The following is a 12,461-nucleotide window of genomic DNA, read 5'->3' as shown; positions in this document are numbered from 1 at the left end:
GGAAGGCAAGCAATATGACTGACGCCCCCGGCGCCCTCTCGCCAACGGACGAGGCAGGCGTCAACAGCCTGGTCGCGCAGGCGCTGGACGCTATCGCCACTGCCGGCGATCTGGCCGCGTTGAAGGAGGCGCGCCTCACCTACACCGGCGACGCCTCCGTCCTGGCTCTGGCCAACCGCGAGATCGGCCGGCTGCCCGACCGTGCTGCCAAGGCCGCCGCCGGCAAGCTGCTCGGCGGCGCACGCGGCCGCATATCCGCCGCCCTGGCCGAACGCCAGCAGGTGCTCGAGGCCGAGGCCGAGGCAAGCATGCTGGCCACCGAGGCCGTCGACGTCACCGTGCCCACCGACCGCGCCCCTGTCGGCGCCCGCCACCCCCTGGACGTCCTGGTGGACGAGGTCTCCGACTTCTTCACCGCCATGGGCTGGTCCATCGCCGAGGGCCCGGAGGTCGAGCACGAGTGGTTCGACTTCGACGCCCTGAACTTCGATGCCGACCACCCCGCCCGCCAGATGCAGGACACCTTCTACATCGACGGCGCCTCCGTAGGCGGCGCCCCCGGGGCCACGGCGAACCTGGTGCTGCGCACCCACACCTCGCCCGTGCAGGCGCACGTCATGCTGAACCAGGCCCCGCCGATCTACGTGGCCTGCCCCGGCAAGGTCTTCCGCTCCGACGAGCTGGACGCCACCCACACCCCGGTCTTCCACCAGGTTGAGGGCCTGGCCGTGGATAAGGGCCTGACGATGGCACACCTGAAGGGCACACTGGACCACTTCGCCCGCGCCATGTTCGGACCTGAGGCCCGCACCCGGCTGCGCCCCTCCTTCTTCCCATTCACCGAGCCCAGCGCGGAGATGGACCTGTGGTTCCCGCAGAAGAAGGGCGGGCCCGGCTGGATCGAGTGGGGTGGCTGCGGCATGGTCAACCCCAATGTGCTGACCGCCTGCGGCATCGACCCGGAGGCCTACACCGGCTTCGCCTTCGGCATGGGCCTGGAGCGCACCCTCATGCTGCGTCATGGCATCGCCGACATGCACGACATCGTTGAGGGAGACATCCGCTTCTCCCAGCAGTTCGGCACCACCGGAAGGGGAAACTGACATGCCTTACGTCCCGATCGAGTGGCTCCGTGAGCACGTAGACGTCCCCGTCGGCACCAGCGCGGCTGAGCTGGCCGCCGACCTGGTCAAGGTGGGCCTGGAGGAGGAACGCATCGTTCCTCCCGCCGTCACCGGCCCCTCGTCGTCGGCCGCGTGCTGACGCGGGAGGCCAAGGAGCAGAAGAACGGCAAGACCATCAACTACTGCCGGGTAGACGTCGGCTCGTACAACGACGCCCCCGGCACCGGCAAGGAGCCCTCTGAGCTGCCCAGCCGCGGCATCGTGTGCGGCGCCCACAACTTCGAGGTCGGCGACCACGTGGTGGTGTCCCTGCCCGGCGCGGTCCTGCCCGGTGACTTCGCCATTGCCGCCCGCAAGACCTACGGGCACGTCTCCGACGGCATGATCTGCTCCGAGCGCGAGCTCGGCATTGGCAACGACCACTCCGGCATCATCGTGCTCGAGCGTTGGCTCGCGGCGCACGGCCGGGATGGCGAGGCCATTCCGGCCCCGGGCACCGACGCCATCGGCCTGCTCGGCCTGGGGGAGGAGGTCCTGGAGATCAACATCACCCCGGACCGCGGCTACTGCTTCTCCATGCGCGGAGTGGCCCGCGAGTACTCCCACGCCACGGGAGCCGCCTTCACCGATCCGGCCGACACCGCCAACCCGGACCGCTTCCCACAGGGGGTCGCCCCGGCTGGGGCGGATGGCTTCCCGGTCCGGTTCGCCGCGGACTCCGCACCCATTCACGGCCGCCCCGGCGTGGACCGCTACGTGGCCCGCGTGGTGCGCGGCATCGACCCCTCCGCCGCCTCTCCTAAGTGGATGCAGGACCGCCTGATCGCAGCCGGTATGCGTCCGATCAGCCTGGCTGTGGACGTCACCAACTACGTGATGCTGGACCTGGGCCAGCCGCTGCACGCCTTCGACCTGAACAAGCTGGCCGCTCCGATAGTGGTGCGCCGCGCCCGGGCGGGGGAGACCCTCACCTTCCTCGACGAGGTCACCCGCACCCTGGACGGCGAGGACCTGCTGATCTGCGACTCCCCGGCCGGGGAGGGCTCCAGGCCCCTGGTGCTGGCGGGTGTGTTCGGTGGCGCGGAGACGGAGATCGACGCCGAAACCACCGACGTGCTCATTGAGGCCGCCCACTTTGACGCGGTGTCGATCGCCCGCTCTGCCCGCCGCCACAGGCTGCCCACTGAGTCCTCCAAGCGCAACGAGCGCGGCGTGGACACCGAGCTGGCTCCGGTGGCCGCGCAGCGCGCCGTCGACCTGTTGGTCCGTTACGGCGGCGGCACCGCGGACGCCGTAGCCACCGACGTCAACCGCACCATCGCGCCGGAGCCGATCATCATTCGCGCCGACGCCGCGCAGCGCCTGACCGGTGTCGCCTACGGCACCGCCCGGGTCACCGAGCTGCTGCGGACCATCGGCTGCACAGTTGAGGCCGCCGGAGGGGACGCTGACGGCGAGGAGCTCCTCGCCGTCACCCCGCCGACCTGGCGGCCGGACCTGGTGGGCGCCGCCCACTTCGCCGAGGAGATCGCCCGGCTGGACGGATACGACAACATCGCCTCCATTGTGCCCGTGGCCCCAGCGGGAACGGGCCTGAGTGCCCGACAGCGCGCCCGGCGCGACGTCGTGCGTGCCCTGGCCGACGCCGGGCTCGCCCAGGTGCTGTCCTACCCGTTCATCGGTGATGTGCACGACCGCCTCGAGCTGCCCGCCGACGATCCGCGCCGAGCCGCGGTGCGCCTGGCCAACCCGCTGGCAGACGACGCCCCGCTGCTGCGCACCAGTGTGCTGGACTCCCTGCTGGAGGCCGCCCGCCGCAATGCCTCACGGGGACTGGAGGACGTGGCCGTGTTTGAGCTTGGCAGCGTGACTCACCCCGCAGGCACAGTGCCGGCCCCCATCCCCGGGGTGGACCGACGGCCCTCCGACGCTGAGATCGCGGCGCTGAACGCCGGCATCCCGGACCAGCCCACGCATGTGGGCATCGTCCTGGCCGGAGACCGGGAGCGCGCCGGGGTGCTCGGCACCGGCCGTCCCTGGGACTGGGCCGACGCCATCCAGCTGGTGCGCACCGTGGCGGCAGCACTCGGTGTGGACGTCGAGGTCAGTGCCCCGCAGGGCGGCCCCTATGCCCCCTGGCACCCCGGCCGCACCGCCGAGGTACGCCTGCCCGCTACCCGGAAGGGTCGTGAGCTGGTGCCCGGAGTCCTGATCGCCCACGCCGGTGAGCTGCACCCGCGCGTGGCCCGCAGCTTTGGGCTGCCGCCGCGCGCCTGCGCCGTCGAGCTCGACCTGGAGCCGCTGCTGGCGGCCGTCGCCGACGCCGGCGTCCTCCAGGTGCGCCCCGTGTCCACCTTCCCAGCCGCCAAGGAGGATGTCGCCCTCGTCGTCGACGAGTCCGTCACCGCGGCCGCGGTCGAGCAGGTGGTGCGTGAGGCAGCCGGGGACCTGGCCGAGGAGGTACGGCTATTCGACGTCTTCCGCGGCCCGCAGCTCGGGGAGGGACGCAAGTCGCTGGCCTTCTCCCTGCGCCTGCGTGCCGCCGACCGTACCCTTACTGCCGAGGAGACCGCAGCGGTGCGCAAGCGCGTGGTAAAGCGTGCTGCCAAGCGGCTGGGCGCCGAGTTGCGCGCCTGAGTGTGGAGGTGGTCACGGTTGGTAGGTACTGCGCGCGACGCGCTGCGGAAAGCGAATCCAGGCGGTGATACTGGCGGCATGAAGATCCTGCTCACCTCCTCATCCCGGCATGGCTCTACCGACGAGGTCGGCGCGGTGATCGCGCAGGAGCTGCGCGCCGCCGGCCACGACGTGGATCAGGCCCACCCTGAGGACATTACCGATGTCTCCGGATACGACGCCTTCGTGCTGGGAAGCGCCGTTTACATGACGCGCTGGACACCGCAGGCCATCGACTTCACCGAGCGCTTCCGCGAGGAGCTCAAGTCCCATCCCGTGTGGGCATTCTCGGTGGGCTTATCCGGCCTGCCCAAGGGCAAGGTGTCCGACCCGCACCGCATCGGCCCCGTACTGCTGTCCATCGACCCGGAGGACCACGTCACCTTCGCGGGGCGCTTCGACCCCTCGGCACTGACCCTGAGGGAGCGCTCGATCGCACGCATGGGCGGCGCCTCCGAGGGGGACTTCCGCAACCTTGACACGGTGCGCGCCTGGTCCAAGTCGATCATTGAGGCTCTGGCCACGCGCTGAGTGCAGCCGGCTTCCCGGGGGCCGCAGCCGCTGTGAGTAAGCCGACTACGCGTCGCCGCCATCCAGTTGTGCATATGTATCCACTCGGATGTATGGTTTCCGCGTGACATGGACAGCAGCGGTCGCTGGAGCGACCGGGTACGCAGGCGGAGAGGTGCTGCGCCTCCTCGCCGCACATCCCGATATCGAGATCGGCGCCGTGACGGCAAACTCATCGGTCGGCACAAGCCTGGGGCAGCACCACCCCCACCTGGTCACCCTGGCGGACAGGGAAGTAGCCCCGACCGACACCGCGCACCTGGCCGGGCATGACGTAGTCGTGCTGGCGCTGCCGCACGGCGTCTCGGGAGCGGTTACTGCGGCCTTGGAGGAGGCTCCGGGCGCCACACCGGTTCTTGTGGACTGCGGGGCCGACCACCGTCTCACCGACGCCGCCGCCTGGGAGCGGTTCTACGGAACCGACTATGCCGGCGCCTGGACCTACGGCATGCCTGAGCTGCTGCACGCCGGCGAGTCCGTGGCCAGCACTCAGCGCGAGCATCTGGCCGCCACCCGGCGGATCGCGGTGCCCGGCTGCAATGTCACCGCCGTGACCCTGGCCGCACAACCCGGCATCGCCGCCGGACTCATTGACCCGGGCCGGCTGAACGCCGTGCTGGCGGTGGGTTACTCCGGTGCCGGAAAGGCGCTCAAGCCCCACCTGACCGCCTCCGAGGCCCTCGGCTCAGCCCAGCCCTACGCGGTGGGTGGCACCCACCGGCACATCCCCGAGATCATCCAGAACCTCCAGGTCGCCGGCGCCGCCCCGGGCTCCGTGCGCCTGTCCTTCACCCCCGTGCTGGTGCCCATGAGCCGCGGCATTCTAGCCACCGTCACCGCGCCGGTCACCGCGGCCGTGACGCGCAGCGACCGTCCCGACGCCGTGCTGCGCGAGGCCTGGGAGCGAGCCTACGGCCCTACCGGTCGGGGCGAGAGGCTCATCCACCTGCTGCCCGAGGGCGTCTGGCCGGTCACCGGCGCCGTGGCCGGCTCCGGCCTGGCCACCGTGCAGGTCGGTTACGACGCCGCCGCCGGCGTGGCCGTGATCATCTGCGCCATCGACAACCTCGGCAAGGGCACCGCCTCGGCAGCTGTACAGTCCCTCAACCTCGCCCTCGGCCTGCCTGAGGTCACGGGTGTCGTCACCGAAGGAGTCGCCCCGTGAGCGTCACCGCCGCCGCCGGCTTCCGCGCCGCCGGCATCAGCGCCGGGCTTAAGGAGTCCGGCAGTCGCGACCTCGCCCTGGTCGTCAACGACGGCCCCTGGACGTCGCCGTCGGCGTGTTCACCTCCAACCGTGTGGTTGCCGCCCCCGTGCGCTGGTGCCGCGAAGTGCTCTCCGGCCGCCGCGGCGACGCCAACCGCGCCCGCGCCGTCATCCTCAACTCCGGCTCGGCCAACGCCTGCACCGGTCCGGGTGGCGAGGCCGACACCGCGGCCGCCGCCGCCCGCGTCGCCGAGCTGCTTGGTGACGCGCACCCGGGCCTGCAGGCAGGCTCGGTACTGGTGTGCTCCACCGGCGTGATCGGCGTTCCCCTGGACATGCCCACCCTGCTGGACGGCGCCGCCACCGCCGTCGCGTCCCTGCAGGACAGTGCGGAGGCCGGCCACGCCGCAGCCACCGCGATCATGACCACCGACACCGTCCCCAAGGAGGACACCCTCCGGCTTGACGGCTGGAGCATCGGCGGCATGATCAAGGGCGTCGGCATGCTCGCACCGGGCCTGGCCACCATGCTGTGCGTAATCACCACCGATGCCGTGATCGACGCCGACGCCGCCCAGTCCGCCCTGTCCCGGGCCGCCGCCCGCACCGTGAACCGCATCAACTCCGACGGCTGCATGTCCACCAACGACACCGTGCTGCTGCTTGCCTCAGGCGCCTCCGGGACGACCCCGACGACGGAGGACTTCGGTGCGGCCGTCCAGGAGCTGCTCGGCCGCCTCGGACGCCGGCTCGTGGCAGACGCCGAGGGCGCCACTCATGACATAGCCATCACCGTCACCGGCGCGGTCACCGAGGCCGCCGCGGAGGCCGCGGCCCGCACCGTCTCGGCCTCCAACCTGCTCAAATGCGCCATCGCCGGCGAGGACCCCAACTGGGGCCGCGTCATCTCCCAGCTCGGTACCGTTCCCGAGCCGGTCTGCCCCTTTGACCCCGAGGCGGTCGACGTCACCATCAACGGGGTGACGGTCTTCCGCCACGGCGCCCTCGGGGAGGACCGGGACACGGTGGACATGACCCCGCGTGAGACGCGCATCGACATCGCCCTGAGCGCTGGTGACGCCGCCGCGACAGTCTGGACCAACGACCTCACCCACGGATACGTAACCATCAACGCGGACTACACGACATGACCACTACGCTCCCCGCTTCGCTGACGCCCACCCAGAAGGCCTCCGTACTGCTGGAGGCCATGCCCTGGCTGCGTGCCTACAAGGGCGCCACCATCGTCATCAAGTACGGCGGCAACGCCATGGTCGATGACACCCTCAAGCGGGCCTTCGCCCAGGACGTGCTCTTCCTGCACCAGGTGGGCCTGCGCCCCGTCGTGGTCCACGGAGGCGGCCCCCAGATCAGCGCCATGCTGGCCCGCCTAGGCATCGAGTCCGAGTTCAGGGGCGGCCTGCGCGTGACCACCCCGGAGGTCATGGACGTGGTGCGCATGGTGCTCACCGGGGGAGTGCAACGGGAGCTGGTGAGCCTGCTCAACGAGGCCGGGTCCGCCGCCGTCGGCATCTCCGGCGAGGACGGCGGCCTGCTGCGGGCGCGCCAGCGCCTGGCCACAGTGGACGGTGAGAGCGTCGATGTGGGCCTTGTGGGCGACGTGGTCGAGGTGGATCCGCGCTCGGTGATCGAGTTGCTCGACCAGGGACGTATCCCGGTGGTGTCCTCGGTCGCCCCGCTGGTCGCCGACGCCACCACCGTGCTGAACGTCAATGCCGACACCGCCGCGGCCGCCCTGGCAGTCGCGCTGAAGGCGCAGAAGCTCATCGTGCTCACCGACGTGGAGGGCCTGTACTCCAACTGGCCGGAGAAGGACTCGCTGGTCTCCCGCATCGGCGCCGATGCCCTGGAGGCCCTCCTGCCGGAACTGTCCAGTGGGATGGTGCCCAAGATGGAGGCCTGCCTGCGGGCCGTGCGCGGCGGCGTCGGCCAGGCCCACGTGGTTGACGGACGCCAGCCCCACTCCATGCTGCTGGAGATCGTTACCGACGACGGCGTCGGCACCGTGGTCCACCCCGACGTCATTCCGCAGTCCCGCACGAAAGGAGGTGCCACGCTGTGAGCACCCCGACCACCGCCGCGGCCGAGCCCAACGAGACCTGGCGGACTCGCTACGCGGCCGCCGTCATGAACACCTTCGGAACTCCTGCCCGTGTGCTCGTCCGCGGGCGGGCGCCCACGTATGGGACGCGAACGGCAACGAGTACGTCGACCTGCTGGCCGGCATCGCCGTCAACTGCCTGGGGCATGCCCATCCGGCCCTGGTCGCCGCGGTTACCGAACAGCTGCGCACCCTGGGGCACGTCTCCAACCTGTTCACCTCCCCGGCTCAGGTCAGCCTGGCCGAGGCCCTGGCCGATCTGGTGTTCCCGGAGGCCCCGCAGTTCGCACGAGTCTTTTTGGCCAACTCCGGCGCGGAGGCCAACGAGGCCGCCTTCAAGATCGCCCGCCGCCATGGCGGCTCCGCCCGCCCGCGCATACTCGCCCTGGAGGACGCATTCCACGGTCGCACCATGGGAGCACTGGCGCTGACCCACAAGGCCGCCTACCGGGAGCCCTTCGAGCCGCTGCCCGGCGGAGTGGAGTTCCTGCCCGCCGGAGACGTCGATGCCCTGCGCCGCGCGCTGGGGCCGGACGTGGCAGCCCTATTCGTCGAGCCCATCCAGGGGGAGGCCGGGGTGCGGCCAATGCCAGCCGGCTACCTGGAGAAGGCACGCGAGCTCACCACCGCCGCGGGGGCACTGCTCATCATTGATGAGGTGCAGACCGGTATGGGCCGCACAGGCGCGTGGATGGCCCACCACCTGCTCGCCCCCGGCGTCGTCCCGGATGTGGTCACCCTCGCCAAGGGACTGGGCGGGGCATGCCGATCGGGGCCACCGTCGCCACCGGCGAGGCCGCGCAGCTGCTCGGCCCGGGGCAGCACGGCACCACCTTCGGCGGGAACCCCGTCGCGGCGGCCGCCGCACTGGCCGTGATCGACACGGTCAACAAGGAGGGACTGCTCAAGCGGGTCACCGAACTCGGCGACCGGTGGGCGGCGCGGCTGGCGTCCGTACCCGGAGTAACCGAGGTGCGCGGAGCCGGGCTGCTGCGCGGCGTGGGCCTGAACGACGCGGTCGGACCGGCCGCCGAGGTCGCTGCCGAACTGGAGCGGCGCGGCTTCATCGTCAACCCGCCCCGCCCGGACACGCTCCGGCTGGCGCCCCCATTCATCCTGTCCGATGCCGATGCAGACGCCTTCACGACGACGCTGGCCGACGTCCTGGCCCGGCGGTCCGCGGCATGAGCACCGTGCCCGGCGTGCCCGCGCTCGAGGGCGCAGGCACGCCTCCCACCAAGGCGGCGCGCCACGCCCTGATCACCCGGATACTCAGTCATGAGCGCATTCGTTCCCAGGCGGAGTTGCGCGAGGCGCTGGCCCGCCGCGGGGTGAGCACAACGCAGGCGACGCTGTCTCGCGACCTGGTCGAGCTGCGCGCCACTAAAGTGCGCGGGGCCGGCGGCACCCAGGTCTATGCCGTGCCCGAGGCGGGTGCACCGGGGCAGGTCTCTCCCGTAGGGGGCAACGCCGAGTCCTTGACCGAGCACACGACCGCGCGGCTGGCACGTTGGTGCGCGGACCTGGTGGTCACGGCCGAGTGGGCCGGTAATCAACTGGTCCTGCGCACCCCGGCGGGGGCGGCCCAACTGCTGGCCAGCGCCCTCGACGACGCGATGCTGCCGGGTGTGCTCGGCTGCATAGCTGGAGACGACACGGTCCTGGTAATCACCCGTTCCGAGGCGGTGGCGGCCGATGTGGCGGCACACCTGCTGTCCCTGGCCGGGCCGGGACCCCACGGCTGAGAACACGCCGCGGACACGTACACCCGATTGACCCACCCAAGAGCTGTCTGATTTGGACACCCAAGAGAAAGAAACAGAACGCATATGAGCAAGCACCAGGACCGTGTTGTCCTCGCCTACTCCGGGGGCCTGGACACCTCCGTAGCCATCGGCTGGATCGGTGAGCAGACCGGCCGCGAGGTCGTCACCGTGGCCGTGGACGTCGGTCAGGGCGGGGAGGACTTGGAGGTGATTCGCCAGCGGGCCCTCGACTGCGGCGCCGTGGAGGCCTACGTGGCGGATGCGCGCGATGAGTTCGCCGAGGAGTACTGCATGCCCGCCTTGAAGGCCAATGCGTTGTACGAGGGCAAGTACCCGCTGGTATCGGCCCTATCCCGACCGGTTATCGCCAAGCACCTGGTGCGCGCCGCCCGCGAGTTCGGCGCCAGCACTGTTGCCCACGGCTGCACCGGCAAGGGCAATGACCAGGTGCGCTTCGAGGTCGCGATCACCTCGATGGCCCCGGACATGAACTGCATCTCCCCGGTTCGCGACCTGGCCCTGACCCGGGACGTCGCCATCGAGTACGCCGAGAAGCACGACCTGCCGATCGAGACCACCAAGCACAACCCCTTCTCCATCGACCAGAACGTGTGGGGCCGCGCCATTGAGACCGGGTTCCTGGAGGACCTGTGGAACGCCCCCACCAAGGACGTCTACGTCTACACCGATGATCCCACTTACCCGCCGCTGCCCGATGAGGTCGTCATCCACTTCGAGCAGGGCATTCCCACCGCGATCGACGGGAAGCCGGTGACCCCGCTGGAGGCGATTCAGGAGCTCAACCGGCGCGCCGGCGCCCAGGGCGTGGGACGTATCGACATGGTCGAGGACCGACTGGTCGGTATCAAGTCCCGGGAGATCTACGAGGCGCCCGGGGCAGTGGCGCTGATTGAGGCGCATCAGGCCCTGGAGTCAGTCACCCTGGAGCGCCTCCAGCGCCGCTACAAGCGGCAGATGGAGCAGGCCTGGAGCGACCTGGTCTACGAGGCCCAGTGGTACTCCCCGCTCAAGCGCTCCATGGACGCCTTCATCGAGGACACCCAGCACTACGTGACCGGAGACATCCGCATGGTCCTGCACGGGGGACGGGCCACCGTTAACGGCCGCCGCACCGACACGGGTCTGTACGACTTCAACCTGGCCACCTACGAGACCGGGGATACCTTCGACCAGTCCTCCTCGCGCGGCTTCATCGAGATCTACGGCATGCAGTCAAAGCTCGCCGCCGCACGCGACGTGCGCCTGGGTCGAGGCGTATCCTTCTGAGCACCGGTGCGGCGCCCATGGCGCGCCGCACCGGGATGAGCGGCCGTCGGTGCCCGAACGCGGCGCCGTCGGCCGCTCATCCCAGTTCCAAGAGATCCCTTGGTCTCCAGGCACTGCCGGCGTTGCGACTCGATACGGGTAAGCGGTTCCGAATACGAGTCGTAAACGGCCGTCGCCGATTACGCTACGGCAGCAGCGGGCGGCCGCCGCAGCTCACGGCTAGCCGTCAGCCCTGTGGAAACCGCATGAGTCCGATCTCCTGAGCTTGTATGCGGGATGGGAACACGAGGAGGAGAGCGTGCCAGCAGACTTCCACGCCCCCACCACGGTCGCAGTGCGCGGATCGCGCCGCCCACTGCTGCCCGCGCTGGGCACCTGGGCATTCTTCTTGACCTTCTCCGGACAGGGAGTACGCAACCTCGTGGGTTGGTGGGCATTCGGCGTGATCGCCGCCGTGAGCGGCATCGTGCTCCTGCTCGTCTTCCTCTACGAGGGGCACCGGGTGCCGTGGCGCGCGCTGCCACCGGTAACCACCGCCTACGTCGGTGTGTGCGTGCTGAGTGTGTTCTGGTCCCAGTATCCCGGTGATACCGCCCTTGCGGCATTGCTGATGGTGGCCACCAGCGCCGCCGGAGTCCTGCTCGCCTGCGGCCTGTCCCTGCGGCAGATGACTGATGCCCTCAGCCGCGCCCTGGAGGCCACGCTAGTGCTCAGCCTCATGCTGGAGGCATGGGTGGCGCTGGTACTGCGTCACCCGCTCATACCTCTGTACATGCGCGATTGGGATGTGGTCCCGATCTCCTACTACTGGGTGAACGGCGACCTTCTCCGGGGCGGCCCGATTCAGGGCATTGTGGGAAACCGCAACCCGCTGGCCTTCATCGCTCTGCTCACTCTGCTGTGCGTGGCGGTGCGCTGGGCTGATCGGCGGGTGCGCCCGGTGGGCCTGGTGGTGTGGACCGCCTTATCCCTGCTGGTGCTGGTGCTCACCGGCTCGGCGACCGTGTCCGTGGCCCTGATCGTGTGCGCTTGCGTGTGCCTACTGCTCTGGCTGGTGCGCCACGCCCCGCCCCGGCTGCGCCCGTTCCTGCTGATGAGTGCTGCGGCCCTGGGGTGGCGTTGGTCGCTGCGGCAGTGGGCCTGCACACGCAGGTCACCGCGGCGCTGGGACGGAGCGCGGATATGTCGGGGCGCTGGGAGATCTGGACGCGGGTGCTGGACCTGTGGGAGGAGCACACGATCCTCGGCTGGGGGTGGATCATGTACTGGGTGCCCTGGCTGCCCGTATTCGCCACCCTTGTAGTGCGCCCGGACGGCACTCCCACAATGAGTGCCCACAACGCCTACATCGAGGCACTGTTCCAGACCGGTGTGGTGGGGGCGGCACTCGTTGTGGTGCTGGTGCTGCTGCTCCTGTTCCGCTCCTTTCGGCTCGCTCTGCGCAACATTGACTCCGATGCCTCGGTGCTGCTGCCGGCGCTGGTCATGACGGCACTGACGGTGCAGTCCTTCACCGAGTCCCGTCTACTCAGCGAGGGCAACTGGGTGGTCGTCTGCGCGCTGGGCACCTGGCTGGGTCTGCATCGCCTGTACGAGCACAGTCGGGAGGGCGCGCCTTCTGCTGCCGCCGGTGGCGGCGCCACCTCCGAGACCCGGGCGCCGGTCCACGCCTCGGGCCGGCTCACACCTGCTCAGCCCCATACGTCATGA

The 12,461-nt window shown here is 70.2% G+C and carries 8 protein-coding genes and 3 pseudogenes; all 11 read left to right on the top strand.

The window, feature by feature from the left end:
* The first annotated feature begins 14 nt into the window (after window positions 1-14).
* The 11 genes and pseudogenes from pheS to CWT12_RS13960 all read left to right on the top strand — a co-directional run bounded on the left by pheS (window position 15) and on the right by CWT12_RS13960 (window position 12,461).
* The gene (gene pheS, locus CWT12_RS07525; protein WP_161924323.1) at window positions 15-1,103 is read left to right on the top strand and encodes a phenylalanine--tRNA ligase subunit alpha; all 1,089 of its coding nucleotides are present in this window, start codon (window positions 15-17) and stop codon (window positions 1,101-1,103) included.
* A 1-nt stretch (window position 1,104) separates the two neighbouring features.
* Window positions 1,105-3,761: pseudogene (pheT, locus tag CWT12_RS07520) on the top strand (phenylalanine--tRNA ligase subunit beta).
* A 78-nt stretch (window positions 3,762-3,839) separates the two neighbouring features.
* Window positions 3,840-4,331 carry a flavodoxin domain-containing protein gene (locus tag CWT12_RS07515; protein ID WP_161924322.1) on the top strand — a complete coding sequence of 164 codons (492 nt, stop codon included), beginning with the start codon at window positions 3,840-3,842 and terminating at the stop codon, window positions 4,329-4,331.
* Between the two features lie 103 nt (window positions 4,332-4,434).
* Complete coding sequence (gene argC, locus CWT12_RS07510) at window positions 4,435-5,535, top strand: N-acetyl-gamma-glutamyl-phosphate reductase (RefSeq protein ID WP_202616169.1); 1,101 nt, start codon at window positions 4,435-4,437, stop codon at window positions 5,533-5,535.
* A pseudogene (gene argJ, locus CWT12_RS07505) lies at window positions 5,532-6,727 on the top strand (bifunctional glutamate N-acetyltransferase/amino-acid acetyltransferase ArgJ). Before argC ends, argJ begins: the two are co-directional and overlap by 4 nt.
* A complete protein-coding gene (gene argB, locus CWT12_RS07500) occupies window positions 6,724-7,659 on the top strand; it encodes an acetylglutamate kinase (RefSeq protein WP_161924320.1) in 936 nt (311 codons plus the stop codon). The pseudogene argJ and the gene argB overlap by 4 nt, the downstream one beginning before the upstream one ends.
* A gap of 65 nt (window positions 7,660-7,724) precedes the next feature.
* Window positions 7,725-8,886: pseudogene (locus CWT12_RS07495) on the top strand (acetylornithine transaminase).
* Window positions 8,883-9,443 (top strand): arginine repressor, encoded by a 561-nt coding sequence (locus CWT12_RS07490; protein WP_161924319.1) that lies wholly within the window; start codon window positions 8,883-8,885, stop codon window positions 9,441-9,443. The pseudogene CWT12_RS07495 and the gene CWT12_RS07490 overlap by 4 nt, the downstream one beginning before the upstream one ends.
* An 84-nt stretch (window positions 9,444-9,527) precedes the next feature.
* Entirely contained in the window at window positions 9,528-10,751 is a 1,224-nt protein-coding gene (locus CWT12_RS07485) for an argininosuccinate synthase (protein ID WP_161924318.1), read from the top strand.
* A gap of 298 nt (window positions 10,752-11,049) precedes the next feature.
* Window positions 11,050-12,054, top strand: coding sequence for a hypothetical protein (locus tag CWT12_RS07480; RefSeq protein WP_237564082.1), 1,005 nt, complete (start codon window positions 11,050-11,052; stop codon window positions 12,052-12,054).
* A complete protein-coding gene (locus tag CWT12_RS13960) occupies window positions 11,964-12,461 on the top strand; it encodes an O-antigen ligase family protein (RefSeq protein WP_237564391.1) in 498 nt (165 codons plus the stop codon). The genes CWT12_RS07480 and CWT12_RS13960 overlap by 91 nt, the downstream gene beginning before the upstream one ends.

The organism is Actinomyces sp. 432, assembly GCF_009930875.1.
In the GTDB taxonomy this organism is placed as follows: Bacteria; Actinomycetota; Actinomycetes; order Actinomycetales; family Actinomycetaceae; genus Actinomyces.
This window is presented reverse-complemented; position numbering and strand designations above follow the sequence as displayed.